24 protein-coding genes and 1 pseudogene are annotated in these 26,475 nt (G+C 64.4%); 6 read left to right on the top strand and 19 right to left on the bottom strand.

What is annotated here, in order from left to right:
- Positions 1-281: 281 nt before the first annotated feature.
- The 3 genes from ABB33_RS01000 to mobH form a co-directional block, all read right to left on the bottom strand.
- Positions 282-1,592, bottom strand: coding sequence for an MFS transporter (locus tag ABB33_RS01000; RefSeq protein WP_056930816.1), 1,311 nt, complete (start codon positions 1,590-1,592; stop codon positions 282-284).
- 9 nt (positions 1,593-1,601) lie between these two features.
- Positions 1,602-1,859, bottom strand: a complete 258-nt coding sequence (locus ABB33_RS18010; RefSeq protein WP_082594919.1) for a metal-sensing transcriptional repressor — start codon at positions 1,857-1,859, stop codon at positions 1,602-1,604.
- Positions 1,860-2,089: 230 nt separating this feature from the next.
- Positions 2,090-3,934: a MobH family relaxase gene (gene mobH / locus ABB33_RS00990; protein WP_056930815.1), complete on the bottom strand. Its 1,845-nt coding sequence runs from the start codon at positions 3,932-3,934 to the stop codon at positions 2,090-2,092.
- A gap of 315 nt (positions 3,935-4,249) precedes the next feature.
- Here mobH and ABB33_RS00985 point away from each other — a divergent pair, with 315 nt between their 5' ends.
- The 3 genes and pseudogenes from ABB33_RS00985 to ABB33_RS00975 all read left to right on the top strand — a co-directional run bounded on the left by ABB33_RS00985 (position 4,250) and on the right by ABB33_RS00975 (position 5,965).
- Complete coding sequence (locus tag ABB33_RS00985) at positions 4,250-4,876, top strand: hypothetical protein (protein WP_056930814.1); 627 nt, start codon at positions 4,250-4,252, stop codon at positions 4,874-4,876.
- Between the two features lie 12 nt (positions 4,877-4,888).
- Positions 4,889-5,521, top strand: a pseudogene (locus tag ABB33_RS00980) (RES family NAD+ phosphorylase).
- 84 nt (positions 5,522-5,605) lie between these two features.
- On the top strand, positions 5,606-5,965 hold the full coding sequence (locus tag ABB33_RS00975; RefSeq protein ID WP_056930813.1) for a DUF3742 family protein: 360 nt from the start codon (positions 5,606-5,608) through the stop codon (positions 5,963-5,965).
- A gap of 6 nt (positions 5,966-5,971) precedes the next feature.
- On the opposite strand, the gene ABB33_RS00970 is transcribed toward ABB33_RS00975, so the two are convergent.
- The 16 genes from ABB33_RS00970 to ABB33_RS00895 all read right to left on the bottom strand — a co-directional run bounded on the left by ABB33_RS00970 (position 5,972) and on the right by ABB33_RS00895 (position 20,010).
- Positions 5,972-7,495, bottom strand: a complete 1,524-nt coding sequence (locus ABB33_RS00970) for a conjugal transfer protein TraG N-terminal domain-containing protein (protein WP_056930812.1) — start codon at positions 7,493-7,495, stop codon at positions 5,972-5,974.
- A gap of 15 nt (positions 7,496-7,510) precedes the next feature.
- Positions 7,511-7,870, bottom strand: coding sequence for a hypothetical protein (locus ABB33_RS00965; protein ID WP_056930811.1), 360 nt, complete (start codon positions 7,868-7,870; stop codon positions 7,511-7,513).
- Complete coding sequence (locus tag ABB33_RS00960; protein ID WP_056930810.1) at positions 7,867-9,261, bottom strand: integrating conjugative element protein; 1,395 nt, start codon at positions 9,259-9,261, stop codon at positions 7,867-7,869. The genes ABB33_RS00965 and ABB33_RS00960 overlap by 4 nt, the downstream gene beginning before the upstream one ends.
- 10 nt (positions 9,262-9,271) lie before the next feature.
- Positions 9,272-10,219: a TIGR03756 family integrating conjugative element protein gene (locus tag ABB33_RS00955; RefSeq protein ID WP_056930809.1), complete on the bottom strand. Its 948-nt coding sequence runs from the start codon at positions 10,217-10,219 to the stop codon at positions 9,272-9,274.
- On the bottom strand, positions 10,216-10,662 hold the full coding sequence (locus ABB33_RS00950) for a TIGR03757 family integrating conjugative element protein (RefSeq protein WP_056930808.1): 447 nt from the start codon (positions 10,660-10,662) through the stop codon (positions 10,216-10,218). The genes ABB33_RS00955 and ABB33_RS00950 overlap by 4 nt, the downstream gene beginning before the upstream one ends.
- Before the next feature lie 162 nt (positions 10,663-10,824).
- Positions 10,825-11,319: a JAB domain-containing protein gene (locus ABB33_RS00945; protein ID WP_056930807.1), complete on the bottom strand. Its 495-nt coding sequence runs from the start codon at positions 11,317-11,319 to the stop codon at positions 10,825-10,827.
- A gap of 183 nt (positions 11,320-11,502) precedes the next feature.
- Positions 11,503-12,207 (bottom strand): DsbA family protein, encoded by a 705-nt coding sequence (locus tag ABB33_RS00940; RefSeq protein WP_425513306.1) that lies wholly within the window; start codon positions 12,205-12,207, stop codon positions 11,503-11,505.
- Between the two features lie 94 nt (positions 12,208-12,301).
- On the bottom strand, positions 12,302-15,169 hold the full coding sequence (locus ABB33_RS00935) for a conjugative transfer ATPase (protein ID WP_056930805.1): 2,868 nt from the start codon (positions 15,167-15,169) through the stop codon (positions 12,302-12,304).
- Entirely contained in the window at positions 15,169-15,609 is a 441-nt protein-coding gene (locus ABB33_RS00930; protein WP_033999104.1) for a TIGR03751 family conjugal transfer lipoprotein, read from the bottom strand. The genes ABB33_RS00935 and ABB33_RS00930 overlap by 1 nt, the downstream gene beginning before the upstream one ends.
- Positions 15,590-17,008, bottom strand: coding sequence for a TIGR03752 family integrating conjugative element protein (locus ABB33_RS00925; RefSeq protein WP_033999105.1), 1,419 nt, complete (start codon positions 17,006-17,008; stop codon positions 15,590-15,592). The genes ABB33_RS00930 and ABB33_RS00925 overlap by 20 nt, the downstream gene beginning before the upstream one ends.
- On the bottom strand, positions 16,998-17,915 hold the full coding sequence (locus ABB33_RS00920; RefSeq protein WP_033999106.1) for a TIGR03749 family integrating conjugative element protein: 918 nt from the start codon (positions 17,913-17,915) through the stop codon (positions 16,998-17,000). The genes ABB33_RS00925 and ABB33_RS00920 overlap by 11 nt, the downstream gene beginning before the upstream one ends.
- Positions 17,912-18,604 carry a PFL_4703 family integrating conjugative element protein gene (locus tag ABB33_RS00915; protein WP_003821110.1) on the bottom strand — a complete coding sequence of 231 codons (693 nt, stop codon included), beginning with the start codon at positions 18,602-18,604 and terminating at the stop codon, positions 17,912-17,914. The genes ABB33_RS00920 and ABB33_RS00915 overlap by 4 nt, the downstream gene beginning before the upstream one ends.
- Complete coding sequence (locus tag ABB33_RS00910; protein WP_023095488.1) at positions 18,601-19,011, bottom strand: TIGR03750 family conjugal transfer protein; 411 nt, start codon at positions 19,009-19,011, stop codon at positions 18,601-18,603. Before ABB33_RS00910 ends, ABB33_RS00915 begins: the two co-directional genes overlap by 4 nt.
- Before the next feature lie 12 nt (positions 19,012-19,023).
- Positions 19,024-19,383: a TIGR03745 family integrating conjugative element membrane protein gene (locus tag ABB33_RS00905; RefSeq protein ID WP_023095489.1), complete on the bottom strand. Its 360-nt coding sequence runs from the start codon at positions 19,381-19,383 to the stop codon at positions 19,024-19,026.
- 16 nt (positions 19,384-19,399) lie between these two features.
- On the bottom strand, positions 19,400-19,633 hold the full coding sequence (locus ABB33_RS00900; RefSeq protein WP_003050225.1) for a TIGR03758 family integrating conjugative element protein: 234 nt from the start codon (positions 19,631-19,633) through the stop codon (positions 19,400-19,402).
- On the bottom strand, positions 19,630-20,010 hold the full coding sequence (locus ABB33_RS00895; protein WP_033999109.1) for an integrative conjugative element protein, RAQPRD family: 381 nt from the start codon (positions 20,008-20,010) through the stop codon (positions 19,630-19,632). Before ABB33_RS00895 ends, ABB33_RS00900 begins: the two co-directional genes overlap by 4 nt.
- A gap of 207 nt (positions 20,011-20,217) precedes the next feature.
- Here ABB33_RS00895 and ABB33_RS18000 point away from each other — a divergent pair, with 207 nt between their 5' ends.
- The 3 genes from ABB33_RS18000 (at position 20,218) to ABB33_RS00885 (ending at position 26,473) form a co-directional block, all read left to right on the top strand.
- Positions 20,218-20,415 carry a helix-turn-helix domain-containing protein gene (locus ABB33_RS18000; RefSeq protein ID WP_023095491.1) on the top strand — a complete coding sequence of 66 codons (198 nt, stop codon included), beginning with the start codon at positions 20,218-20,220 and terminating at the stop codon, positions 20,413-20,415.
- Between the two features lie 62 nt (positions 20,416-20,477).
- Positions 20,478-23,390 carry an SNF2-related protein gene (locus ABB33_RS00890; protein ID WP_033999112.1) on the top strand — a complete coding sequence of 971 codons (2,913 nt, stop codon included), beginning with the start codon at positions 20,478-20,480 and terminating at the stop codon, positions 23,388-23,390.
- Positions 23,387-26,473 carry a TrlF family AAA-like ATPase gene (locus ABB33_RS00885; RefSeq protein ID WP_033999115.1) on the top strand — a complete coding sequence of 1,029 codons (3,087 nt, stop codon included), beginning with the start codon at positions 23,387-23,389 and terminating at the stop codon, positions 26,471-26,473. The genes ABB33_RS00890 and ABB33_RS00885 overlap by 4 nt, the downstream gene beginning before the upstream one ends.
- Positions 26,474-26,475: the final 2 nt, after the last annotated feature.

Here is a 26,475-nt window from a genome sequence, read left to right as displayed (position 1 = left end):
GTGGCCTTGGGACGGGTGCGGTGTGCTCAGCACCGGGCTGGTGTCATTGCATTGGCTTCTGCGAGGCAGCAGTTCTAGCGCTGCCTCGTCGTAGTCCCCGATCTCCCGCCATGAACGCCTCCAGCATTGCGGGAGCGTAATCAGCTTGAACTCGATCAGCGTGAAAGCTGGATCTCCAGCACGAAGAAGCACGACACCACGACCAGCCACGCAAGGAGCAAATAAAAGGGGGGCAAAGCCCCCCTGGCAAAGTCAGATCACGTTCGGCGAAAGACATAACGCTATGCGCGTGGCCAGCCTTGATGCAGATCGTCCACGATCAGAGGATGGTGGTGCCGATTGGAGCCTGAATGTTCGCGCAGATGCGGATGATCCGGCGGTAGATCCGGGTGGTCGTGGGCGATATCGGACGGATCGCCCGCAGGCCATAGTCTTAGCGCAAGCACTACGCCGGCAAAGCCAATCAATGACATGACGATGAAGGTTGACTGTAGCCCGAAGGTAGCGCCGAAGCGCCCCGCCAACGGGTAGCAGATCAGCCAGCAGGCATGTGACAGCGCAAACTGCGCAGCAAATAGTGCAGGCCGATCCTCGGCATGGGCGGAACGGCGCAAAAGCCGACCGGAAGGCGTTTGCGCCACGCTGTAGCCGAAACCGATCACCAGCCAAAGCGGCAACAGCAGCACATAAGACGGAATCAGCGCTCCGACGGCCGTACCGATAACCAGCACCGCCGCTCCCGTGACCATGACAGGCCGATCCGCCAATTTGTTGAGCAGACCAGGCAGTGCAAATGCGGCGATCATCGAACCGCCCCCGAACGCTGCCAGCGCCCAAGCCACTTCCGCTTCACCAAGGCCGAAGCGCGCCTTCACGATGACCACCGTATTCACGATCACCATAGCGCCCGCTGCTGACACGGCGAGGTTGACTGCCAGTAGTCCCCGCAGCCGCGGCGTTGCAAGATAGAGGCGAGTGCCCCGCGTGGTGCGCTCCCAGATGCCGCGACGTGGGCCAGGTGTGGACGCGGGCAACACCACACTGACCACCAGCGCGGCCGAGACAAGAAAGCCAAACACCGTCCCGGCAAACAGGTTATGAAAACTGATGACGGTCAGCAGCGCAGCCGCCAGCATCGGGGAAACCAGGCTTTCAAGGTCGTATGCCAGCCGCGAGAGCGACAGCGCCTTCGTGTACTCCTCTTCGTCAGGCAGGATGTCTGGGATCGTCGCCTGAAAGGTCGGTGTGAATCCAGCGGAGGCTGCCTGCAACACGAAGATCAGCAGATAGATTTGCCAGACCTCGGTGACGAAAGGCAGACAGAGAGCCACGGCGGCTCGAACCAGGTCGAGGGCGACCAGCAGCGATCTACGCGGCAGGCGGTCAGCGAACGCCTGAGCGATCGGTGCGATGCCGACGTAAGCAAGCATCTTGATAGCCAGCGCCGTACCTAGCACGGCTCCGGCGTCCGCGCCCGCCAGGTCATAGGCGAGCAGGCCCAGCGCCACAGTCATGAGGCCGGTGCCGACGAGCGCGATCACCTGCGCGGCGAACAGGTGGCGATAGGTGCGGTTCTTAAGGACAGCGAGCATCAGTCGGCCTCAAAGGAGTTTGGCGAGTGCCTTCATTTCAGGCAGGGCGGAAGCTGCATCATGGTCAAGGCAATGATCGATGTGGTCGTGGATCAGCGCACGCTTTGCTGCCGTCACCGCGCTTTCTACCGCCGAGAGCTGGCGGGCAACATCGAGGCAAGGTTCCTCCGCCTCGATCATGCCGATGACATGCCGAAGGTGGCCTTCGGCACGCTTGAGCCGCTTCACCAGGTCGGGATGGCTGGTGTGTTTGTGTGATTCCATCATGTGAGAATTATATCCCCCCTGGGGGGATGCGTCTAACGACAACCGTGCCCTGTCACAGACGGAGCCAAGCGACAGCGCAGCAAAAAAAGCGCGCCGCCCTTGACGGGACGACGCACCAAGGTCAGCGCAGCGCGACTACCTCACCGCCGGCGCCGTCGTCGACTGCAATTGGTCGATCACACCTGGTTCTACGAACGCGCACAGTGGCTCGTCCTGCTGACCTGTCTCAGTCATGCTTGCGAAAGATATGGATTGTTCGGAGGCACCTCGGTGAACAACAGTGTGGGTTCTTTCAATAGATACCCGTGAAGGCGGCGAGACTTCCGTGGCCCAATAACTTCGCACGTCCAAATGTTCAGCCCGCTGGCCTGCTTCTTGTGCAGTCCCAGCTTCTCAAAACGCTTCTGCACCCATTGCCAATCTGACTGGTTTTCCTGCTTGGCCAGCGCACTCACCTGCGGGTGCTCCTGCGCATACCGCTGGAACACTCCGGGGCTGACCAGGTACGCGGTATCGCTCACGGTATGCACGAGCGCCTTTGCGTCGTTGATGATGAGCCGGCGGGAGGCGATGCCTTGTTGCAGCCATGCCATGAAATGCTCGGCGGACGGCTGCTCCGCCGAAGGCGTTGGCGTAGGTACAGGTGACGAACGCAGCGCAGCCGCCAAGGTTGGCGCGGGCGCTTCGAGGCATGCGGAAGGTTTCTCGCCCAAGGCGGCTTCCACATCCTGCCGCGGGGCCGGCGACTCGCCCATCCCCACCATCGTCAGCATGTCTTCCATCACATCGGGCACGAGCTGGGGCGAAGCAACCGGCGCTGTGCTAGCAGCTTCTTCCCGTGGCAGTGCCTCTTGGCTTGCCGGGGCGGCCTTCGCGTCAGCCGTGGCAAGGTGGGGCGGCGCATCGGCCTCCTTGTCCGCGGGGGCCGTGTCAGTCGCCACCGTCCCGGCGAACGGCGCCGGCCGCTCGCCAGGCTCCCAAATCAGCGCAGGCGCCAGTCGCAACAGGGTGAACGAGTGGGACCAGCCGGTCGCACTGATCACGGTCGCGCGCCAGATCGCCTTGCCATCGGACGTCGGCTGCAACATGCCGTGGTCCTGGAGCACGTTGAACACCGCGGTGTTGTTCGCGGGGATGCCATCGACCCCCTGGGACAGCAGGTGCGCGCGCAGCTTGTCCGATACCGTCTTGCTCACCAGCCACAGCGCGTCCTCGGTGAGCCAGCCATCGGAGGCTTCGGGCTGGTTCAGTTTCAGCTCTTCCTTGAGCAGGTAGCGCAGCCCGTTGACCAGCTTGCGTTGTAGCGAGTGCTTGGGCGCGGCCATGGCGCGCGCGGGGTCGCCGCCCAGCTCCTGGGCGACGGAGGCGCGGTCGGCCTGCACGACCAACTCGCCCAGCACCCCGGCGTGCTCGTACTGTCCGGCCAGGACGTAGAGCAGCGGCGCCCACAGGGACGGATAGCCGCTGAGCCAGTCCAGCAGATCGCGATCGAGCAATTGCCGGTAGAGCAAGCCTGTCGCGGCGCTATGGAGCCGGTACTCGCGGTCGTCGCGGTAGCGGAAGCGGTACGGTTGGCGCAGCGGGCCGTGCCACGGGTGCCAGGTGCTGCCATCGGCCAGTTCGACGTGCAGATCGACCGCCACCTTGCCGATGTCATGGAGCAATGCGGCATAGGCGACGGCCGCAGTCCATGCTTCGGCCTGCGCCGCCTGGTCTTCGGGACTGGCGCCGATGGGCAGCAGATGGGACTGCCGCAGCTTCAGGCTGTAGGCGACGATTTCGAGGCCATGGTCGAGCATGCCGCCCGGGTAGGCGTGGTGGTGCGCTTCGGAGGCCGGGAAAGCCTGGACCAGCTCGGCGTAGCGCTCCAGTGGAGTGCGGTACAGGCTGGCGAACTGCCTGCGCGAGAGCGACGTGCGCTGCCAGATGTGTTCCAGCAGCTTCTGCCGGCGCGGGGTGGCCAGCAGCGATGCGGCCGACTCCGGCCGCATCAACCCTTTCGGGAGGTCGGTGGCGGGGGCTGGCGACGGCGCGGCAGCGACCGGGGGCCGTTTTCGCTGGAACAGGGAGAGCATGTCGGTGTCCTGATGGCGGGCCGGGCGGGAGGCCTTTTGGCCTTTTCGGGGTAGGGCCTTTCCCCTTGCACCCCATTCCCTTGCCGTTTCGACCCTTTGGCCTTTAACCGTTTCGGTATAGCGGGGCTTGGGCTGCGGCTCCAGCGTCAATGGGGAACCCGCATTAATGGATTGGACGGCGACCCGGCACTGGCCGCGGCCTATGCTCCCAAGACGCTACCCCGCCAGGTAGGCTTTCACTCAGGCGACAAAGTTGACAAAAGCGACAAGGGCGACTAGAGTGAATCCTGTCTCAAACCTACCTGGGAGCTGACCATGCCCACTGCGATCGAATTCATTGCCGACCGGCTGCCGCGCGTCACGGTGGACGATGTGCGACGCTTCGCCGATACCGTCGAAATCCGGGATGCCCCGGCTTTCGCGGCCGAGTTGCAGGCGTTCATCCACGAGCGCGTCGAGGCGGTGACGCTGCCTGCCAACCTGGAAGGTGAAACGGTGGCGCAGGCCTTGCAGCGCAAGGCGGCCGCGCTGCGCGCCGACACGCGCTGGGCACCGGCTGAAACCGACGTCCAGAGAGGCCGCGCCGTGCTGCTGGAAGCCTTCAACCAGCCGGACAACCTGCCGCCTGCCGAGTTCGCCAAGCTGGCGGACAAGTCGCGCCAGCAAATCTACAAGGACATCCTCGCCCGTCGGCTGCTGGCGCTGAACGTGGGGCCGCGCGGCCAGAAGCTGCCCGACTGGCAGCTCGACCCGGTGAAGCAGCAGTTGACCCAAACCGTGCTCCAGGAGGTCGAGGGCATCGACCACTGGACGATCTACCGCGCGCTGTCTGAACCGCTCGAAGGCTTGGGCGGTCGCTCGCCGGTGGATGCGGTGACGCATGGCACGATCGATGACGTGGCCGAGGCCGTGTTCAACGTGCTGGGCGTGCAGGTGCATTGAAGCGAGATCGCCATGAGCCACGAGCTGCCTTCGTTCCTGATCGATGCCGGTGAACTGCTCCAGCATGTGAGCCGCGTCGTCTATCGGGGCAGCCCGCTGTACTATGGCCGCAGCAGCACGAATCGCTACGATGACCCGGCAGGGGCCTATGGCGTGCTCTACCTGGGGCGCGACCTGCCCACGGCGCTGATGGAGTCGGTGTTTCACAAGCACCAGTGGCTTTAAGACACGAAGCGCTCCATTGCCATGAAGGAAATCCAGGCCCGGATGGTGCGCGCAGTAGGCGTGCTGGACGACGTGCTTCTGGCCGATCTCACGGCGCCGGGCGTCATGGCGGGCTACTTCGGCCTGAACCTGGAGCAGTTGGCCAGCCGCGACTACACGCACACGCAGCAGGTGTCCGCCCAGGTGCATGCGATGCGCGGAAACGACGGCCAGCCCCTGTTTGACGGGGTGCTCTACCCGTCGCGCAACAACTACCCCGCCAAGAGCATCGCCTTGTTCGAGCGTGCGGGAGCCAAGGTCAGCGTTGTCGAGGACATCGACCTGGTTGACCATGTGGACTGGCCGCAGTTCGTTGCCACCTACCGCATCGGCGTGGAACCCGATCCCGGCCCGGTGGAGCCGGAGGACGAAGCGTCCTGAAGCAGCAAGAAAGCGCATTGAAGCCTCAAACCGAATGAATTGGAGCAAACTGGAATAGGCATTCCTCAACAGCAGGAGACGACCATGAACACGACGACCCGCACCAGCACCGCAGAACGCCTCGGCCGCGCCTTTGGCCGTGGATGGCGTGCCTATGCGCGCGGCGAACGGCGGGCGTCGAACTGGTTGGTATCCAAGGGTGTGCCGCGAGCAGGCGCTGTCGCGCTCGTGTGGGTGGTCAAGCTGGTCGCGCTCGGGGCGTTGCTGTACAGCACCTTCTGGCTGGCTCTGCTGCTGGTATGCGTCATGGTTGTTGCCTGGATGGCCCGTAACGCTGACCTGGGCGAGGAGTTGCCCGAGCCAGAATGGCGAAATGGACAGGCCGGGTTCGGCCTGTACACCTACGACGGTTTTCGCATTGATCCTCATGTCGAGGACGATTAGCAGTGATCACTTCTTCGACACTGCATTGATCGCGATACTTCCTCCCTTCCCACCGGCAGCCTTGGCATCTCCGGTGGCACCAGCGAGGCCTTGCAGCACGTTACCGGCGCGAACGCCCGCCCAAGCCAAAGCCATGATCCAGAAGGTAGGTAGCACGATGAACATCGTCCCCGTGATGAACATCAGTAGCATGTCGCCGAAGGCGTTGTTCAGCCCCACCAGCGGGTCGAAGTTGGTGTGCGGCCGGTTCCAGCCGAAGCCCCAGCCATAAAGCGCGTCCAGAATCGTCGAATCGATCCAGCGTGCGAGCTGGAACCAGAAATCCGTAAAAAACAATGCGAATTGCACGACGCTGACGGTGACGACCGTCTTCAGGTCGTAGGTGCCCACGACCAGCACCAGCGGGATGCAGATGACCAGTGCCATCTTCAGCAAGGCGAGCACCATGGGCAGGGATTGGCGCACGACATCCATGGCGGGAAACGCGGCAATCGCGCCGACTGCCATCCCGACGTCGCCCGTGGCGCGCGTCACGATGTTCGGCAGGGTCTTGTCGATCTGGCCGCCGTAGTCCGTATAGACGCTGCCCTGGTTCAGTTTCTGCTGCCGGGGTGACGCGATGGCGCGGATCACCGAATCGTCCACCTCGGCACGGCTCAGGAACCCAGCCCAGCCCGCCAGGCGGTTGAGCAGGCTCGGGTCCACCTGACCCAGCAGGCGTGCCCGCAGGCCGTTGCTGCCCTCTGACCACCACTGCCTGCAGGTCGGGTAGCCGCCACCATTGGCAACCTGCGCGAGGCCTGCATCGCGGGTGTCGTCGTAGGGCCATGCCTCGCGCGCCGTGCTGGAGCGGTAGCTGTCGTAGTAGCCACCCGTGTCCGTGAAAAAGCGCGAGCCGATCCAGGTCACGTCGTGCATCTGCTGCTCATCGAGATCCGGGCGCTGCATGAACAATTTGGCCCGCGCAGGCCCATAGCAATCCCGCGAGAAGTCCGCGACCTCCTGAGCGAGTACCGGGTCGTCAATGCGGGTCGCGTCGATCTCCATCCTCATCTGCCGCAGGTCCGTACCGCACGGGATCGCAGCCACCGAGGCGCTCGTGACCGCGCGCGAGAGCGCGTGCATGAAGGCCCACCAGACCGGCACCTTCGCCGACTGGTTGTTGATGGTGCTGAAGGACTGCGACCAGCCGGTATCCGTGGGCTGCGGTACGCTGACCTGGCATTGCGCCGAGCGCGAGCTGTCGTACTGGATGGTGTTGAGGTCCACGTCGATGAACGGGATGCCGGCGAACATTACCACCACGATGGCGACGAACACCCGGTTCTCGATGCGGGCGGCACTCAGCACGCCTTTGTTGCCCTCGTCGGCACCTTCCGCGCGGGCCTTCAGCCACTCCTGCACGATGATGGCGACGAAAGGCAGCGCGAATACCCCGCTGGACACCAGCACCGCCCAGATGCCGTTGTTGACGATCCAGGACACGAGGGTCAGGTAGTACTCCAGGTAGTCGGTCGTAAAAAGCGTCATGGCACCAATCTCCCCTCAGCCCTGCATCAGCAGGCTGATTTCCAGCGCCACGATGGCGACGCCGCCGGCGATCTCGCTGCGCACCAGACGGCGCCGTGCCTGGGCGTCGTCGCCCTCGCGCGCCAGGAGCCGGCGGCGCATCCACATCCATCCGCAGGCCGTCGCGCCGTACAAGCACAGCCGCCATACCAGGAAGTAGCCCGACGCGGCCGCCAGCCACTGCTCCCAGCCGGCCACGCTGCCGACGAGATAGATGCCGACGATGTTGGCGCCCACGGCAGCGGCAACGAGTACCGCCGTCCACAGCAGCGTCTTCGCCGCGCGCCGGCTGAACAGCCAGCGCGGCCGCAGCCAACTGGAACTCACCGGGGTCATGGGTTGCCTCCCGGATTGCCCCTCTGGAGCCGGTCGAGGCGGTCGGGAACCGGATCGCCCTCGTAGATGCCGCGCGAGCCCGCCGCACGCGTGCCGTGGCGCTGGATGATGGCCATCGGCGAGTTGTTCGCCAACTCGCGCCGCAACTCCAGTTCGGTCTTGAGGTTGCGGATCTCCTGGTCGAGCGTGTCGCTCTCGTGGTTCACCGCATCGACCGCCAACTGGTTCGCCGCCACGTTGGGTTCCTTCTTCCCGGTCAACAGGGTCCGCTGGAGCAGCAATGCCTTCTCCAAGACGGACGACAGTGCGACCTCCGACGCCAGGCGGCGTGCCAGCAGGTCCTGATCCGGTTCGTCGCGCAGCGCCTCGATGACGCCGCGCGTGATGGGCAGCGACGCGCTGCCGGCCGCGCGCAGGTTCTCGAACGTGGTGTTGCGCGTCCCCGAGATCAGCTCCTGAAGGGCTTCCAGCTTCGTCTCGTATTCCTCCTGGATCAGCGGCGTCAGCCCGACCCCGGGCACCGTCTCGGTCTTTGTGCAGGAATCGCAGGTGCGCTGCTCCTGTTCCCCGAGCACCCGCGTCGCCCATTCAACCGCTTGCTGGGGCGACGTCCAGGTCTGGCAGGACAGGCTTGCGCAACTGGCTGGCGCGATGGACGACGTGTCCGTCACGCCGCGGCCGTTGACAAGGTTGTAGCCGGCGCGGGTCACGTCACCGACCACCCGGATCGCACGCTGGCCCGCGCCGCCGGCATTGCTGCCGCCCACCCAGGGCACGCCGTCGTTGCCGCGCCGCGTCTCGGCCTGTTCGATCGCCGACACGGCGTCAGTGCTCGACACCGCGTCGCGCAGCGCCATGCCCTCAGCCATCTGGCTCCAGCCCAACTGGCCACCTGCCATGTCGGCCATCTTCTCGGCCATGGCGCGGCACGCCAGCTTGGAGCGGTCGAAGTCCAGCCGTGCCTGCAGCACGCCATTGGTGAGCAGGTTGTAGAGGCCGGGATCGGCCCGCTGGATGATCAGTGCGGGAAGCGACGCCACGGCGCTTGTGGCGCTCTGGATCACGTTGCTCATGATCTGCTGAAAGCCGTTGGTGATGCCGTTGAGCTGGTTGCGCAACGTCGTCTGGATGCTCATGTCGCCGCAGATCAGGTTGCTGTTCCAGCCAACGCCGACACCGATCGAGCGCATGCCGGCCGCACGCCCCATCGACACCGCGCTGCCGCCGCCGATCGAATACATCACCTCGTCGCCGAGGATGGGGCCGCTGGTCTGGAATCCAGCCTGCGCCCATGCGAGGCCGCAGCCCAAGGTGAGCGCCCCGGCCAGCGCTGTCGGACGCAGCAGACGACGAGCTTGGGCGGGGAGGTTCATCAGTTCTGGACGTTTCATTGCCGTACCCTCAATAGAAATCGACGCTGCCGAGGAACACCTGGCCGCGGCGTTCGCAGCACGCATAGGGCCGCCACAACGCCCAGGCGTAGTCGCCTTGTTGGGCCTGTGTCAGGAAGCCGCTGCGTGGGAAGACCGTGCAGGAGGAAGACAGGACGGGCGTGAGTTCCTGCCACTTGCCTGTCGAGGCATCGCCTTCCATCAGCGCGCCGGCCGGCCAGTAGCCGGGCCGCGAGTTGGCGAGCAGCGGCTGATAGACGTGGATCTGCCCGCGGCGCGTGACGACATCACCCGCACGCTGGGCGACGACTGCACCGGCCTTGTGGTCGTCGGTCTGGTGCAGGAAGCCGCCACGCGGATACACATTGCCCCAGAGGTTCATCGTGGTACGTGCGCCGACCTCGCGCAGCCCCGGAATCAGCGCTTCCGGGTAGGCCATCTCGGGCACGTTGTAGCGCCAGGCCAGCGTGTCCAAGGTGCTGAGCAAGTACGGCATGAACGCCGTACCCGCGCCCTCGCAGAAGTAGCCCGACGATGAGACAAACTGGTTGAACACCTCGACACCAGGGTGGCCGATCACGTCGGCGTTCTTGAACTTGGCGAGGTTGTTTTCGTGGTCCTCGTTCGTCGTCCCGTCGCCGCCCGCCTGGGCAGACGGGTTGGGCGTGCTCATCGCCCGGACTTCGACCCAGGGGTTTTCGCCGGTGTTCGAGTACGACGACACCACCGCATCGGGGATGTAGTGGCGCACCTTGATGGATGTGCGCACCGTGCAGCCGGTCCAGGTGCAGTAGAGCCAGTAGCAGATGCCGACGACGCGGTATTCGAGGCAGTCGGGCGACGCCACCGAGCCGACGATGGTGGCGGTGTTGAGGGCGTAGCTGCCGGTGGCACTGAGCAGCAGCACGGACGCCACGCCAGCGCGCAGGCGGCGCATCAGGTCGAATGCTCGGATCATGGCTGAGGCCTCCGGTGCTGTTCGATGCGCGCGACGGCGCGGGCCACGTCCGGCTCGCCATAGACCACGTAGCGCTGGTCCACCACGACGGCCGGGAGGCTGGTGATGCCCAGGCTCCAAGCGTCTGTGACGCCCTGGTACGCGGAAGCGAGGCGGCGCTGGAGGTCGGTGCCGCCGCTGGACAGCCGGCGCTTGACGATGGCCGTCGCCTGCTCGGGGTCGTTGGGCAGCTCCGCTGAAAGCTCCGCTTCAATCCGGTGGGGCTCGTCCAGCTCGATCAGCCGCTCGCCACCCATGGTCTTGAACGGGTGGCGGCTGTCGGTGACGACCACCACGTCTGCGGCGAAGGCGGCCGGGCTGAAAACGGCCAGCGCGGCCGGCAGCGCAACGGCCAGGCCGAGAGTTCGCCAGCCTGACGCGAACCTGGAAAGAGATGCTGGCATGTCGCGCGCCCTTGAAGTTGATCAGAGCAGTAGTCAAACGCGAAGCCGATGCGGCCCCAACAAACAATGCGCATCGCGCACCGCCCGCATACCTGCTTGTCTCGCGCCCATGAAAAAGCGGAGGCCGAAGCCTCCGCGTGGATCAAGGAGCCGATGCCGTTGCTACAGCAGGCCGGATTCCGCGAACGAGTACGGCGTGCCTTGGCCGACGATGAGGTGATCCAGCACCCTCACGTCGATCAGCGACAACGCAGCCCTCAGCGTTTGGGTCAACGCGCGGTCCGCGCTTGACGGCTCCGTGCAGCCCGAAGGGTGTTGGTGCGAAAGAATGACCGCGGCGGCGTTCAGTTCCAAGGCGCGCTGCAGGATCGGGCGCGCATGCACCGTGGTCGAATGGACCGTGCCCTTGAACATCGGTTCGTAGGCCAGCACTTCGTGCATGCTGTTGAGGAACACGATGGCGAAGACTTCGTTGGGCTCGGCTGCCAGCTTCAGGTTCAAGTAGTCCTTGACGGCGGCGGGCCGTTCGAGGGATGGCCCCTTCTTGAAGACACGCTGCTCCAGCAGCGCGATGGCTTGCCGGATGATCCAGTCATCGGATTGGGACGCTGGTGCAAAACGTGGCTCCACGCAGGAGTCATTGGCGACGAGAGACATGGGCAAACCTCCAGAATGTGAACGGAGGGCGCCCCCCCTGGGAGGGCAAGCCCTCCTGGGGATGGAAATAGCGGAACAAGGTGCATCCACCACCGCGCAGCGGTGATTGTCCGCAGCCAGGATGCGAAGCGAACGGGTCGCGGTCAGCGTGGCAAGCCGCGCCGTAGCCTCCAAGACCGAGGGCTACCTGGGCATGTCGCCGACAGCGTCGGCAGGCATTTCGGATGTGGGGGTGGCGGGCGAGGCCGCCACGTCACTGGTCGGGTCCTCGGCTGCCAGCATGTCCATGGCCGAGAGCAAGGCATCGCCCTCGATCGGCCCCTGCAGCAGGATGGCCTGACCCGTCTGGCGATCGAGCAGCCGCAGCGACGGCGTGGCGTTCACGCCGCTCTTGGTGGCTTCCGCGGCCTGGGCGCGGATGAGCGCATCGGCCCGCTCGCTCGCCAGGCACTGCTCGACGGCCGGCGTCGATTCGGGGTAGCGCAGGCCATCGGGCAGGCCCTGGCCATCGCTGCGCGTGTGGGCATAGACCCACTCGACGGCTTGCCAGAACGCGGCATGTCCGCCCGCTTCGGCGGCGCACTCGACCAGGCGCGCCTCGGCCGACGCGGCGGGCTCGTGCGCGGCCAGCGGCTGGTGGTGCCATTGCAGTGCCACGTCGGTGTTGTTGCCGACCCAGCGCTTGAGCTGCGGGAAGTACTCCCGGCAGAACGGACATTCCAGGTCGGCATAAAGCGTCAGCGTGAAGCGGCCTTCGGCGTTGCCCATCTGCCAGGGCGGCCCGGCGACCTGGGCCGTGCTGACCGGCGTGGACGGCTGCGGCGAGGATTCGTCGGGCGACCGGGACACGCCCCAGATCAGCAGCAGCGCGACCAGTGCAGCGGCCAAGGCCCAAGGCCAGCGGGGCCGCACGTGGCGGCGACGGAACGCTTGGACCTGCATCGGGATGGAAGGACGTTTCTGCTCCATGGCACTCTCCGGCTTACGACAGTTCCAAGGCCGGCGACTCGATGCCGCGCGCTTGGTCGATCCTCTCGGCGACCCGGAAGGCGGCTTCGAGTTCGGTGCAGCCGTACTGCTGCATGAGCTGGTATCGCTCGGCCTTCTCTTCGGGTTCGGTCTGCGCGAGCGCGAGGTACAGGCTCGGCGGCACGGCGCGGAACAGCACTTCCATGCTCTTGGAGAGGATGACGCCCTCGGTGAATTTCCCCGCTTCTTTGCGTGCCGACAGCATCAGCGCCTTCTGCGCGGGCGAAAGTTCGCGGAACCGCGCGATCTTCTCGACCTCATCGGGGGGCATGCTGAGACAGATCCACCACTCGATCATGTTGAGCATGGGCTCTGCAGCGCGCGGCAGATCGTCGATATTTTGTGTAGCCAGCCAGTACCAGGCCCCGAGCTTGCGCCACATTTTTGTGATCTTGACCACGTAGGGCGCAAGCAATGGATTTTTGGTGATGATGTGTCCTTCGTCTGTGACGTTGACGATAGGCCGGCCCAGGTACTGGTCTCGTTCGGCGATGTTGTTCACCGTGCTGATCAGGCTGATGTATGCGATGGAGAGCTGCGCGTTGTAGCCCTCCCGCGCGTAGGTCGCCAGATCGACCAGGGTGATGTCTGCCTCGGGCCACGGAGAGCCATCGCGGTCGAACATCTCGCCGTCGGTGCCTTGGCAGAACATGTCCATCGCGTCCGCCATCTCCATCAGCCGCACGCGGCGCATCTCGGGTAGCGTCGGGTCCTGGCCCCGAGCGCGCAGCGCGTTGCGCACGTCGCGCGTGAGCACCGTGCGCTTCTCGGCCACGCAGTGCTCGGCGGCGTCGAGGATGCACTGGCGGATCAGCGAGCGGTCTGCGCGCGTCATCCGGGCTTCTTCCTTGTCCTCGCCTCCGGTGATCATCAGCCGTGCCGTGATCTCCAGTTCGCCGAGCACGTCGCGCTGCTCGTCCGCCTCCATGGCCGAAGCATCCGGCGGCAGGTCCTCGTCCAGCGCATCGGCATCGAGGGTCTGCACGTCGCTCGGCGTTTCGATCAGCCGGCGCGCATCGGCGAATGGCGCGAGGCTGATGCCCGAGCCAGGAGCCAGCTTGACGCGGTTCACGGTCAGGCCCAGGCGCCGGGCGAAGTCTGCGAACAGGCCGAAGGAGTTCCCGGCCTCCACGATGAACAGCCGCGGCCGGTAGATGGCCGTGACCTGGTTCAAGAGGTTGTTGAGGGTCGCTGACTTGCCCGAGCCGGTAGGGCCGAACAGGAACAGATGGGCGTTCATCTGCCGGTCCAGGCGGTTGAGCGGGTCGAAGGTGATCGGCCCGCCACCGCGATTGAACATCGTGATGCCGGGGTGCCCCGTGCCCTGGGCACGGCCCCACACCGGCGCCAGGTTCGCCGCGTGCTGGGCAAACATCAGTTGGGTGTACCACTTGCGCCGGTCCTGGCCGGGGTTGTAGCAGCACGGCAGCCAGCGCAGGTAGCTGTTGAGCGGCGCCACCTCGTCGTCCTCGCGCACCGGCTGCAAGCCGGCGTTGAGCATCACGTTCGCCAGGTCCAGGCCGCGCCGGTCTAGCTCGGCTTCGTCACGCCCCCGCAAGTAGAACGCCAGCGTCCCGCGGTAGAGCTTGTGCGCGCTGCCGATCAGCGAGCGAGCTTCCTGCACGTCCTTGAGCGTCTGTTCCGACGCCAGCGTCTCGCCCACGGCCTTCTTCGCCAGGTGGTTGAGATCCGCTTCCAGCACATCCTGCGGCGTGGCGACCATGGTAAGACACATCAAGGTGTCTTCTGGCATCTGGTCGAACAGCGTGTTGATGGCATCGCCTTTGCGGGTCTCACCGGTCAGGTGTCCGGTGCCAGGCGGCATGCGCAAACGGTCGGTGATCAGAACCCGGTGCGGCATGCCGTCGAAGTACCAGGTGCCGTGCGCCACGTCGGAGCGCGGCTGGCCGAAGAACAGGCGTTGGCTGAAATCCCGCCCGCTCGCCAGCTCGATTTCGCCGTCCTCGGCCTCGTCGGGGTAGCGCGCCAGCGCGTAGAAGCGCTCCCGGTCCTCTGCACTCGGCCCGAGCATCGCGGGGCGCGGATTGAACCAGCGCAGCAGCCAGTCGTGGACGTCGGCTGCGACCATGCGCCGTGCCTGGATGCCGGCGTTCGCCAGGCCGCCGCACAGGCGGTCGCAAACGATGTTCAGCATCTGCTCGGGCGTCTGGCCGCGGCGGCTTGCCTGCCCGGTGGCACGGCGATAGATCACCATGCGCACCCGCCGCGTCTGGCCGCGCCAGCGCAGCCGCGTGACCACCGTGTCCTCGAACAGGCCGCCCGGCTTGGCGACCGCGCGCAGGTGGTGGCCGAAGAAGCGCAGGTAGAACTCGGTGAACGCGGTATCGCGGGCGCGCGGCTGCACGTAGTCGCGCAGGGTCTGCATGTACTGGTCGAAGCTGGGCTCGTCCTGGGCGTAGAGCTGGAGCACCCAGGGGTTTTCGTCCAGCTCATCGAATGAGTCCTGGAGCGCGTTCTCCAAGGCGTCGCGGGCATGCGCGAGCCAGCCGGGTTCCCGGCCCTCGGTGCCCAGCGGCACCAGCTCGTAGAAGGCAGCGACCGACTGCCCATCCTCCAGCAGCATGGACTTCGACTGCGGCAGGAACTCCACCCAAGGCAGCAGTTCCGCGAACGACGGTGCGACGTCGTACAGCGCCTGCTCGTCGGCTACCGTCGCCGGCCTGCGGCCCTGGACCGCTGCACCGGGTTCGGGGACGCCGGCCTGGCGCAAGGCCTCGACGTGGCGCTGCCAGCCGTCCGGCTTCTCTTCGTCGCCGGTGCCGGATGCGGCCAGCTTCGGCCAGGGAAGTTTCCAGCGCATCAATAGTCCTCCAGCCGTTCACCGGGCATGGCGTACTGCACGCGCTGGTACAGCGGGAAGACCGTCGTGTAGCCCGGAACCGGCACGGGGTCCGTGCCCGCCAGGTGCGGGTACACGTACATGACGAGATCGGGATTGGGCAGGCGCTGGAACTGGCGATAGACCTCGCTCTGCGCCGTGCGCGTGTAGCGCATCTGCTCGGCGGGCGCGGCCTGCACATTGGCGTCGGTCAGCGGCCGGCGCAGGCTCTGGCGCGCGTCGAGCAACTGCCGGCGGGCGACCTGGCCGGTGCCACTGCCGCCGCCACCCGTTTCCTGCTGCCAGACGTCCATCATGGTGCGGTCGCTATGGGTCAGCAGCTCTTCCTTGCTGGTGGCGCAGCCGCCGAGCACGACGACGGCGAGGGCCAGCGCGAGGCCCTTAATCGAGTTCGAGCGCATGGCTTTCTCCTGCACGGTGATCGACGCGCCTGCCTTCGGGGTCGTGATCGATGGCGAGCGGCTTTTCGAGGTGGACGGCGACCTTGGCGCCAGGCTGCACATACACGGCGGCGAAGGCCTGGCCATAGAGCTTGTTGACCCAGGCCGACATGTCCCGCACGCCGCCCGCGAGGATCTGGCCGACTGCTTCCTGGCCGCTGATGCCCACGGTGCCGATGGCGCCGTCCGGGCCGACGTAGGACATGCGGCCGCTGTCGCTTTCGATGAGCGAGGCCACGCCGGCGCCGGCCGCGGTGATCAGGGCCTGGGAGCCGAGGTACTGCTGGGCGTTGCTGCGCCGCTCGCCGCTGACGCAGGGGATGCCGTGCGGGTCGCTGATCCAGCCCAGGCCGTCGCGCTGCTGGTTGTTCTGCTGATTGCCTTCGCGGTCTTCGGGGATCGTGCGGATCGTGCCGTCGTGGAAGACGAAGGTGATGCTCCGCACCTGACCGCGCACGCATGAAAGCGTCCAGTCGCCCGAGGCGGTTCCGCTGAACACGGCACCGGCCACGTCGGGAATGTCGATGCCATTGGCCGTGAGGTTGTCCGGCCCGACCAGCACCTTGAAGGGGTACGGATCGTTCACCGTCCCGTCGATCGGCACGCGGCCGATCAGCGCCGTCATCGCGACCGACCCCATCAGTGTCGAGTTGGTCGGCACGGTATAGACCGGCTTGGCGCTCTTGACGCCTGCCGTACGTGCGCCGGCGTTCGCCACGGTTTCCGCGGTGGTTTCCAGCGTGCTTTGCGCCGGGCCGAAGCTCGTCGGGAAGCTCATGCCGCTGCCCGCGCCACGACCGTTGTTGCGGCCCTCGGCCTTCTTCGCATCATCCGGTTCGACCCAGCGCATGCCGCCTTCCATGCCGGCCTCGTCGCCATCGCGCAGCCCCAGGCCCACGGGCAGATCGGCATGGCCGCCGCCGCGCCCGCCGATGCTGTCCAGACGCCGCTGCAGGTCGGCGAGCAGCCCTTCGGTCTGCTGGCGCGCACTGGCCGCCTGTTCCTGGTCGCGGCGCAGGTTCGAGCGCTCGGATTCGAGGGCCGAATTGATGCGCTGATCGATGGAGTTCTCGCGCTGGCGCAGCCGCTGGTTTTCCTCGCGCTGCGACTTGTTGTCGGTCAGCGCGGTCTGAAGCTCGGTGCGCAACTGCTTCACTTGGGCGACGAGCGTTGCCACGGTATCGCGGGGGGTATCGCCTTCGATGCCCAACGCCTTCATTTCCTCCGGCGTGAGCTTGGAGCCGGCATCCGCGGCGGGCGGTGCCGACGTGCTTCCGCCGGAGAACAGCCGGATGGCAACGAACAGCACCAGCAAGGCGACCGGGATCATCAGCCACTTGAGCAAGCCGTTACTGCGCATGGCGGGTCTCCTTGCCGTCGCCGGCTTCAGCTTCCGGCTGTGGCAGGTGCGCAGCCGGGTCGAAGCGGTGGATCGCCGGCAGCACTGACTGCGCCAGGCCGCGCCCGCGCGTCACCAGGTACAGGACGGTCGTGTCCTCGGGCGTCCCGCGGGGGCCGAGCGCTTCGTGCTGGAAGGTGGCGGTGAGGAAATCGCCTTGCAGAACGCGCGGGTCGAGCGTGACCCAGCCGCTGCTGCTGTTGATCAGACGCACGGCGGTGACCCACTGGTCTTCCAGACGCCACGACGCGAGCGCGACCGCGCGCACCGGCAGCGTCGGGATCAGCGTGCCGAGGTCGAGGTCGCGGCGCAGGTTCACCCGCATGACGCCGGGCAGCGGCTCCACGGTGCGCAGGGGCGCGTAGAGGTTCTGCGCAGCGAAGCGCGTCAGGACGACCGGAATCGGCGTCTCGCGCCGCGCAGCCCGAGCGACTGCCTGGCCCTGGGCGCGCGCCGGGGCCTCATCGGCACCGCCTGCCTGATCGCCATAGCGCGTCAGGGTGCTGCTGCCCTCGACGATGCGCACCGGCTCCAGCTCGGCTTCGCCGTCCTTGGGCGGCTCGGCCGCGATGTCGAGCAGGATCAGCGCGCCCGTGTCGGCGTCCTGCAATTGCAGCCGTGTGGGCTCGATCGGCTCGCTGGCCCGCAGGTACACCGCGCCACCCGCGCTCTGCACGCGCAGGCGTTCGCCCACGCCCGCAGGCACGCCCACGCGGACGTTCCGGTCGATGAACACGATGCGCTCCTGGCCGACCTTCAGCGGCACCGCCAGCGGCATGCGCTCCCAGCGCAGAATCTCCACAGCATGGGAGACGGGTGCCGCGGCCGCGGCCAGCAGCCCCAGCAGCACGAGTACAGGATGCTTCATGGGGTGTTTCCTCCTTGGGGCGCTTGCGGAGACAGGCCGCCAGGCGCCGGGCGCGTCGGCTCCGGGGCGCTGATGCGCTGGGGCGCACCGTCGTAGCAGTCCAGCGCCAGGCCGAACGGGTTGCGGGCGGGATCGACGTCCACCCGCGTGACCTTCACCGGGTAGCGCACGAGCGCGCGCTTGACCTGCTCGGCGCCGTAGTACTCGTCGGCGGTGATGTCGAGCGTCACCACCCAGTCGCGGTCAGAGACCACGCGCACGCGCGCCGTGGGGTCGTCGCCGTAGCCGCGGCCGGGGATTTCATAAATCCCGCGCACGCGCTGGCGCAGTTCGCCCGTGCTGCGGCGGTAGTCGTAGTCCGCGCGCAGGAAGGCCTGGCAGGACGGGGTGAGATACGGCGAGAGCGTATGGAGGTTGCGCGGGTAGTCCTCTTCGCCGTTCGTCGGCCAGCGATTGAGGGTCTGGAACACGTAGAACGTGAACGCATAGACCGATTCGGGCGGCACTTCCCACCACTTGCGGGTACTGCCGGAGCGCAGGTCGGGCGGGACGTGGATGGTCAGGTCGCGCGGCGCGCTCCACCATCCACCGCCCATGACTAGGGCGACGATGACAAGCGCGCCAGCACCCAGGCGAAGCGTCTTGATGTGCGCCTGCAGGTGGGTGATCTCGTTCTTGAAGCGGCTCATCGTGTCCCCCTTGAGGCAGACCTTCGGGTGGTCCAGAAGCCGGAGCGCGAGATCAGCACGTGGCCGCTCACCCAGCCCGCCATCAGCGGATGGCGCGTGGCGATGCGCCATTGCAGTTGCCGGTACAGCCAGGTGTCGGGACGCCCGCGCTTGAGCCGGCGCAGGATGCCGCCGCCGATGAAGACGCCCAGGGCCACACCCAGGACGACGAACGTCGGCGCGATGGCGATCGTGCGGAACGCCCAGGACAGCGGCGCGCCGACCAGCAGGCCGGCGGCGCCGGACAGGCCGCAGCAGATCCACAGCTCGTCGGCGGTCAGGCCGCGCACAACAACGGGATGGCGGTTGAGCCGGTGCGGAAGGAACGTGACCGTCCCGTCCGCACGGACGTGCTGCTGCTCGGACATACCGGCCTCGCCTTACAGGATGCCGGTGGCTTCGGTGAGCAACCAGATGCCGATCACGAGCAGCACGGCACCGATCGCGACGGTGAGGCCGAACTGGCCCCAGGTCTTGCGGCCGGTGTGGATTTCCGCGTAGGTCCCGTAGGCGTGGTAGCAGACGCCGATAAACATCGACGCCACGACCAGGAGCGCCACGAGCATGATGATGTCGTAGCCGTAGTTCCTGATCGTTTCCATGATGCCGTTGCCGGTGCCGCGGGTCGGGTTCTCCAACTGCGGCAAGCCTTGCGCAAACGACAGCGCGGGCAGCGCGGCGGCGCCCAGTGCCACAGCGGCGCGCTGGGCAAGACGGGAATGGAGGATGCGGTTTTGCATGGTCGTGCCTTTCAGGTCAGGAGAGGAGGAAGAAGCTCAGGACGAGGTACATCGCGACGAAGCGGATGCAGACTCCGAGGAACTGGCGTTGGTTGAGGCGGCTCTCGGACCACCCCACGTAGGCCGTTCGGATGGCCCAGACGCCCCACACGAGCAGGACCGCGAACACGACGCCGACCAGGACGGTCGCCATCGCCGAAGGTGCGATGCCGCTGTTGGCTTGAAATGCCGAGACCTGGGCGCCGTTCATTGCTTGGCTTCCGTAGTCGTCGGCGATGGCGAGGCGGCCCGCTCGGTGCGGTAGTCGCCGGCCAGTTCGGAGGGGTCGCGCGGCTGGGCACGCGACGGTGTGAGATGGGCCTGGATGCCGGCGCGCACGCGCGCCAGGTCAGCCAGCAGCCGCGGGTAATCGAAGTGGTAGCGCTCGCCCGGCTGGATGGGGGCACGCGCGGCGCTGTCGGCTACGGTGCGCTCCAGCGCATCGAGCTGGCGCAGCGCGGCGACCAGCTCCTGGCGCTGTGCGGGGGACTCGGCCAACGCCATCGGGGACTGACCCAGCAGCAGGGCCGTCACGAGAAAAATGGGCACGCCGCGATGCGCGGCGCGCTGCCAGACCGGAGCCAACATCGCGCCATTCCTGTGTGATCAGCAATGGCTTGATCGTGGAGATCAGGGCGACTTCATGCTGCAAACAATAGGAACTGCGCGGTAACCGGGTTATCGAGAGCTTCGAAACTCGCCAACTGAATAGTGGCCTGCAACAAGTGTTCGTTAGTAGAATTGAGCAGACTTGGCAAACTAAGGCTATGAAAGACCAACCGAGAAGGTTTGCAGATGACTGATGCCGAAAACGAAATCCTCACACTTGAAGAGGTGGCGGTTTACCTCAAAGCAGGAAAAAGGACGGTCTATCGCCTGGCTCAAAAGGGAGAGATTCCCGCGTTCAAGCTGGGGGGAACCTGGCGCTTCTGTCGTTCTGATCTTGAGCGCTGGATTGCCGAAAGCACCAACAAGCAGAAGCCGGGGGCTTGAGTGAGTTTTTGCCACACTTGCCACCACATCAAGTCCGGGACAGGACAAGGGGAGAATCACCGTTGACGACGCAGCAACCTTTGACGCCGTATCAAAGCCAGTACGTCGCGTGGCTGCTCACCCGTCGCGCGGCGGGCGACACCGTTGAATCGCTGGCCTCGACACTGGTCGATTCGCAGGTCGATCTCAACCCGCATCAGGTTGACGCCGCCCTTTTTGCCTGCCGCAACCCGCTTTCGCGTGGCGTCATACTGGCCGACGAAGTGGGTCTTGGCAAAACCATCGAGGCAGGCTTGGTGATTTCACAGCGCTGGGCGGAGAGACGGCGCAAGGTGCTCATCATCGTCCCGGCCAACCTGCGCAAGCAGTGGCATCAGGAACTGCAGGACAAGTTCAGTCTGCAGGGGCTAATCCTCGAAGCCAAGAGTTACAACGCGGCCCGCAAACAGGGGCAGCAGGCCCCCTTTCTGTCGGAATCCGGCCCGATCATCTGCTCCTATCAGTTCGCCAAGGCCAAGGCCAAAGATATCAAGGAAATCGAGTGGGACTTGGTCGTCTTGGACGAGGCCCATCGCCTGCGCAACGTCTACAAGACCAGCAACGTCATCGCCAAGACGCTCAAGGACGCAATGGCGCACGTCCATTCCAAGGTGCTGCTCACGGCCACACCCTTGCAGAACTCGCTGGTGGAACTCTATGGTCTCGTCAGCATTATCGATGATCGTGTATTCGGCGACCTTGACAGCTTCCGCGCGCAATTCACCTCCAGCGGGCGCGATCAAGCCTTCGGAGCATTGCGCGAACGGCTGGCCACCGTCTGCAAACGCACCCTGCGCAAGCAGGTGCAGCCTTACGTCTCCTACACGGCGCGCAAGGCCATCGTGCAGGAATTCACCCCGTCAAACGAGGAGCAGGAACTGTCCCGCCTCGTCGCCGACTACCTGCGCCGCCCCAACCTGCAAGCGCTGCCGCAAAGCCAGCGGCAACTGATCTCCCTCGTCTTGTGGAAGCTGCTCGCGTCCAGCACGCACGCCATTGCGGGCGCGCTGGAAACGATGGCCAAGCGCCTGCAAGGCGTGCTCGATGCATCGCCGGTGGTCGATCTGACGGACGAGCTGGACGAGGACTACGAGTCGCTCGATGAGGTTGCTGACGAAAGCGGCGCAGAGGATTTCGCCGACGGCGAGGACGACCCGGCAGCGGATGCGGCCGGGCCTAGCCAAGAGGAGCGCACCGCCATCTCCAACGAGATCGACGAGCTGCGCCACTTCAAAACGCTGGCCACCAGTATCCGCGACAACGCCAAAGGCAAGGCGCTACTCACGGCCTTGGACAAAGCATTCGCCGAACTGAATCGGCTGGGCGCGGCCAAGAAGGCCATCATCTTCACCGAATCCAGGCGCACGCAGGATTACCTACTGAGCCTGCTGGCGGACACGTCCTACGGCGACGGCATCGTCCTCTTCAACGGCACCAACAGCGACGCCCGCGCGCAGGCCATCTACAAGGACTGGCTCAAACGCCACGAAGGCACTGACCACATCACCGGCTCCAAGACCGCCGACACGCGCGCCGCACTGGTCGAGCACTTCAAGGAACGCGGCACGGTGATGATTGCCACCGAAGCGGGCGCGGAAGGCATCAACCTGCAGTTCTGCTCACTGGTCATCAACTACGACCTGCCGTGGAACCCGCAGCGCATTGAGCAGCGCATTGGGCGCTGCCACCGCTATGGGCAGAAGCACGACGTGGTAGTGGTCAACTTCGTGGATCGCAGCAACGAGGCCGACGCCCGCGTGTACGAACTGCTGGAGCAGAAATTCCAACTGTTCGACGGCGTGTTCGGGGCCAGCGATGAAGTGCTGGGCACGATTGGCTCCGGCGTGGACTTTGAACGCCGCATCGCTGACATCTATCAGAACTGCCGCAACCCGAGCGAAATCAAGGCCAGCTTCGAACAGCTCCAACTCGACCTCTCCGGCGAGATCAGCGAAGCGATGGTCAAGACCCGACAGATTTTGCTGGAGAACTTCGATGAGGAAGTGCAGGACAAACTCCGCGTCCGCGCCGAGGACAGCCGCAGCGCCCGCAGCCGCTTCGAGCGGATGCTGATGGACTTGAGTCGGGCAGAGTTGGGCGATTGCGCCAGCTTCGATGACGACGGCTTTCACCTGTGGCGCGCGCCGGATGGCATCGAAGGCAGCAGCATTGAAGGCATCGAACTGGGGCGCTACGAACTGCCACGCCGCTCCGGTGACGCGCACCTGTACCGCATCAATCATCCGCTGGCGCTGTGGATCGCGCAGCAGGCCAAGACCCGCACGCTCGATGGGGCCAAGCTGGTGTTCGATTATGAAGGCTATGGCAGCAAGGTCAGCACCCTGGAGCCGTATCGCGGCAAGGCTGGTTGGCTCACGCTCAAGCTGCTTGTCGTCGAAGCCCTGGGCAATCAGGAGCAGCATCTCTTGGTTGCAGCCACCACTACTGACGGCGTGTCGCTGGACGAAGAAGACCCGGAGAAGCTGCTGCGCCTGCCCGCGACCACGCAGGCAGCGAGCCTGTTCAATAACGCAGGCGACGCCACGCTGGTAGCCAACGTGGCAACCCGCAAGACGGAGCTGCTGCGCGACATCAACCAACGCAACCTTGGCTACTTCGAGCAGGAAGTGCAGAAGTTGGACGCCTGGGCCGATGACCTGAAACTCGGCCTTGAGCAAGAAATCAAGGAGATCGACCGCGAGATCAAGGAAGTTCGCCGCACGGCAGCCACCTCGCCCACGCTGGAAGAAAAACTGTCATGGCAGAAGAAGCAGCGCGAACTGGAAGGCAAGCGCAGCAAGCTGCGGCGGGAACTGTTCAATCGGCAGGATGAGGTCGAAGCGCAGCGCAACGACTTGATCAGTCAGTTGGAGGTGCAGCTCCATCAACGGGTGGAAGAGCGCACGCTGTTCACTATCGAGTGGGGGCTGACATGATTACAAAAAGAGATATTTCTCGGGGTGCAATTTGGCGGCAGTGGGATCTGCATGTCCATACACCAGCATCGTTTCATTGGTCGGGAGATAGGTTCGATGTCGATCTCTCTTCTGCAAAGAGCAAGAAGCTGGTCGATGAAATGATCGAAGCCATGAACAAGGCAGAACCGGCTGTGTTCGCGATCATGGATTACTGGACCTTTGACGGCTGGCTTGCACTACGAAAGCGCCTCAAGGACGAGGACGCCCCCGTCCTGAAAAAAACCGTCCTTCCAGGGATCGAACTTCGGCTTGCCGCGCCAATGAAGGGGCGACTGAATGCACACGTACTGTTCTCGAACGAGGTCGATGAACAGGTGCTCAGGGATTTCATATCTGCCTTGCGCATTGAGTTAGTGGACAGGCCACTTTCCGAGCCTGCGTTGAGAGAGCTTGCCAGGAAGGTCGGCGAGGACAAGTTGAAGCATCACGGCTTCAAAAAGGCCGATGTAGATGCTTCCGACGAGAAGGCTCTGCTTGCTGGGGCGGTGATTGCGGAGATCAACGCTGACTCATACAGGGAAGCGATTCGGAAGGTCCCGAACGAGCACGCGATTGGCCTTATGCCGTTTGATACGAATGACGGACTGGCCGAGGTTGGGTGGCAAGAGCACTACGCCTATGCCATGAACCTCTTTCAAACTTCTCCGATCTTCGAGACACGAGACACCGACCTGCGTGGCGCATTTGTTGGCGAGCAGACAGCCGGCAACGCCAAGTGGTTCAAGAATTTTCAAGCAGGTCTGAATAATATTCCGCGCTTGGCAGTCTCAGGAAGCGACGCCCACTGCTTCGTTGGAACACCTGGCGACAACAACAAGCGGGGCTATGGCGACTTCCCCTCCGGGAAAAGGACGTGGATCAAAGCCGACCCGACGTTCCACGGCCTCAAGCAAGCCATTCTTGAGCCAGCGAAACGCTCCTTCATTGGTGACAAGCCGCCCAAGGTTCAAGAAGTCGAGTCCAACAAGACCTTCTACATCGAGTCGATCGAGATCACCAAAACAGGGGACAAGGCTGGCGTTGGGCGGTGGCTGCATGGCTGTGACATCCTGCTGAACCCCGATCTTGTCGCCGTTATTGGGAACAAGGGAAGTGGCAAGAGTGCATTGGCGGATGTCATCGCGACGCTCGGCAACTCCAAGCAGTCCAAGCACTTCAGCTTCTTGAAGAGGGATCGCTTTTGGGGCAAGACCGGCGAGCCCGCTCGCCACTTCACCGGAACGCTAACCTGGCGAGACGAAAGCACCGAGTCCAGGCCGTTGAATGAGTCACCTTCAGAGGAGAAGGCCGAGCTTGTTCGCTACATCCCGCAGGGCTATTTCGAAGAGCTTTGCAATGAGCACGTATCGGGTAAGTCGAACGCATTTGAGAAAGAGCTGAGGTCAGTGATCTTCTCCCATGCGAGCGAAGAAATGAGGCTTGGCGCACTCGACTTCGATCAGTTGACCGAGCAGCAGGAGCAATCGCTCAGGAACCGATTGGGTGAATACCGCAAGGAACTGACATCGACCAACGCAACCATCGTTCGCATCGAGGAGCAGCTTCAACCCATTGAACTGAAAAAACTCACTGATCTGCTCCTGCTGAAGAGCAAGCAGATCGAGGAACACGACAAGCTGAAGCCTGCGGAGGTTGCGGTGCCGACCGAAGCTATGAGCCCCGAGCAGAAACAAGCGGCTGAAGGCTTGGCGGCAGCAAGTCAACAGGTGGACGCTGCCAGAAAGCGCAGCCAAGAGATCGCTGGCGAGACCACTGAACTGGCCAAACGTCAAAAGGCCATAGGAAATATTCGTGAGCAGTTGAGATTGCTGCAACGTGCTTTCGATCAAGCCGAAAAAACCGTCTCCGACGATCTCAATCTTCTTGGCTTCGCTTGGTCCGATCTTGCCGCCATCGACATCAAGACCGCCGTTCTGGAAGAAAAATCGACCGAGTTGGCGACGAAGCAAGGCGAGATAAAGATCGAGGCTGAAAAACTGGCGGAAGTCCTCAATTCCGCCACTGCAACCCAGCAAGGTTTCACCGCAAAGTTGAACGCGCCGCAACAGCAATATGAGGCCTACCAGCGCCAGCTTGCGGAATGGAACACGAAGCGCGACGAACTCATCGGCTCAATCACCGACCCTGAGACCAAGGTCGGCTTGGAAACCAGAATCGAGCAGATCGAGGAGCTTCCGCAGCAGCTCAAGGTTTTGGAAGCGAGGCGTTTGCAGTTGTCCGGGGAAATCTTCGATACCCTCGATGCACAGCGGCGTGCACGTGCGGAACTGTTCAAGCCGGTGCAAGACCTGATTCAGAAAAATGTCCTGATACGCGAGGACTACAGGCTGCAGTTCCAGGCAACGCTGGCGGCATCCGCCGACGCCATCGCCGACCAGTTGTTTGCTCTGATCAAGCAGACCGCAGGTGACTTTCGCGGGCAGGACGAAGCACCGGCGACCATCAGAAGATTGTTCGATGGCCATGACCTGAACAGCAAGGATGGGGCGCTAGCCTTCATTGCCTCCTTGCAGGAGAAGGTTTTGGCAGCGGCGAAGGCCTCCGGCTCGGATGCCGGGATATTCAGTTTGCTGAAGAAGGGGCAGCCGGCCGCGGCCGTCTATGACCTCATCTTTGGCTTGAACTTCCTTGAGCCTCGCTACTCGCTCCTCTTCCAGGACACGCAGATCGAGCAACTGTCCCCTGGTCAACGTGGCGCGCTCTTGCTGATCTTCTACTTGCTGGTGGACAAGGGAAAAACCCCCATCATTCTTGATCAGCCGGAAGAGAATCTTGACAACGAGACGGTGTTCCGTCTGCTCGTTCCCGTTCTCTCCGAAGCCAAAAAGCAGCGGCAGATCATCATGGTCACGCACAACCCCAATTTGGCGGTTGTGTGCGACGCCGAACAAATCATCCACGCAAGATTCGACCGCGCATCGGACTCCACTATCCGCTACGAATCGGGAGCCATCGAGAACACGGGGCTGAACGAAGCTGTCGTGACCATCTTGGAGGGGACGAAACCCGCATTCGAGAACCGCTACGGGAAGTACCACTGACA

The sequence above is a fragment of the Stenotrophomonas acidaminiphila genome, from assembly GCF_001431595.1.
Classification (GTDB): domain Bacteria; phylum Pseudomonadota; class Gammaproteobacteria; order Xanthomonadales; family Xanthomonadaceae; genus Stenotrophomonas; species Stenotrophomonas acidaminiphila.
This window is presented reverse-complemented; position numbering and strand designations above follow the sequence as displayed.

Excerpts from the sequence above, each read along its gene's own strand:
- ABB33_RS01000 (WP_056930816.1), bottom strand. The coding sequence starts at position 1,592 with ATGCTCGCTGTCCTTAAGAACCGCACCTATCGCCACCTGTTCGCCGCG.
- ABB33_RS18010 (WP_082594919.1), bottom strand. The coding sequence starts at position 1,859 with ATGATGGAATCACACAAACACACCAGCCATCCCGACCTGGTGAAGCGG.
- mobH (WP_056930815.1), bottom strand. The coding sequence starts at position 3,934 with ATGCTCTCCCTGTTCCAGCGAAAACGGCCCCCGGTCGCTGCCGCGCCG.
- ABB33_RS00985 (WP_056930814.1), top strand. The coding sequence starts at position 4,250 with ATGCCCACTGCGATCGAATTCATTGCCGACCGGCTGCCGCGCGTCACG.
- ABB33_RS00975 (WP_056930813.1), top strand. The coding sequence starts at position 5,606 with ATGAACACGACGACCCGCACCAGCACCGCAGAACGCCTCGGCCGCGCC.
- ABB33_RS00970 (WP_056930812.1), bottom strand. The coding sequence starts at position 7,495 with ATGACGCTTTTTACGACCGACTACCTGGAGTACTACCTGACCCTCGTG.
- ABB33_RS00965 (WP_056930811.1), bottom strand. The coding sequence starts at position 7,870 with ATGACCCCGGTGAGTTCCAGTTGGCTGCGGCCGCGCTGGCTGTTCAGC.
- ABB33_RS00960 (WP_056930810.1), bottom strand. The coding sequence starts at position 9,261 with ATGAAACGTCCAGAACTGATGAACCTCCCCGCCCAAGCTCGTCGTCTG.
- ABB33_RS00955 (WP_056930809.1), bottom strand. The coding sequence starts at position 10,219 with ATGATCCGAGCATTCGACCTGATGCGCCGCCTGCGCGCTGGCGTGGCG.
- ABB33_RS00950 (WP_056930808.1), bottom strand. The coding sequence starts at position 10,662 with ATGCCAGCATCTCTTTCCAGGTTCGCGTCAGGCTGGCGAACTCTCGGC.
- ABB33_RS00945 (WP_056930807.1), bottom strand. The coding sequence starts at position 11,319 with ATGTCTCTCGTCGCCAATGACTCCTGCGTGGAGCCACGTTTTGCACCA.
- ABB33_RS00935 (WP_056930805.1), bottom strand. The coding sequence starts at position 15,169 with ATGCGCTGGAAACTTCCCTGGCCGAAGCTGGCCGCATCCGGCACCGGC.
- ABB33_RS00930 (WP_033999104.1), bottom strand. The coding sequence starts at position 15,609 with ATGCGCTCGAACTCGATTAAGGGCCTCGCGCTGGCCCTCGCCGTCGTC.
- ABB33_RS00925 (WP_033999105.1), bottom strand. The coding sequence starts at position 17,008 with ATGCGCAGTAACGGCTTGCTCAAGTGGCTGATGATCCCGGTCGCCTTG.
- ABB33_RS00920 (WP_033999106.1), bottom strand. The coding sequence starts at position 17,915 with ATGAAGCATCCTGTACTCGTGCTGCTGGGGCTGCTGGCCGCGGCCGCG.
- ABB33_RS00915 (WP_003821110.1), bottom strand. The coding sequence starts at position 18,604 with ATGAGCCGCTTCAAGAACGAGATCACCCACCTGCAGGCGCACATCAAG.
- ABB33_RS00910 (WP_023095488.1), bottom strand. The coding sequence starts at position 19,011 with ATGTCCGAGCAGCAGCACGTCCGTGCGGACGGGACGGTCACGTTCCTT.
- ABB33_RS00905 (WP_023095489.1), bottom strand. The coding sequence starts at position 19,383 with ATGCAAAACCGCATCCTCCATTCCCGTCTTGCCCAGCGCGCCGCTGTG.
- ABB33_RS00900 (WP_003050225.1), bottom strand. The coding sequence starts at position 19,633 with ATGAACGGCGCCCAGGTCTCGGCATTTCAAGCCAACAGCGGCATCGCA.
- ABB33_RS00895 (WP_033999109.1), bottom strand. The coding sequence starts at position 20,010 with ATGTTGGCTCCGGTCTGGCAGCGCGCCGCGCATCGCGGCGTGCCCATT.
- ABB33_RS18000 (WP_023095491.1), top strand. The coding sequence starts at position 20,218 with ATGACTGATGCCGAAAACGAAATCCTCACACTTGAAGAGGTGGCGGTT.
- ABB33_RS00885 (WP_033999115.1), top strand. The coding sequence starts at position 23,387 with ATGATTACAAAAAGAGATATTTCTCGGGGTGCAATTTGGCGGCAGTGG.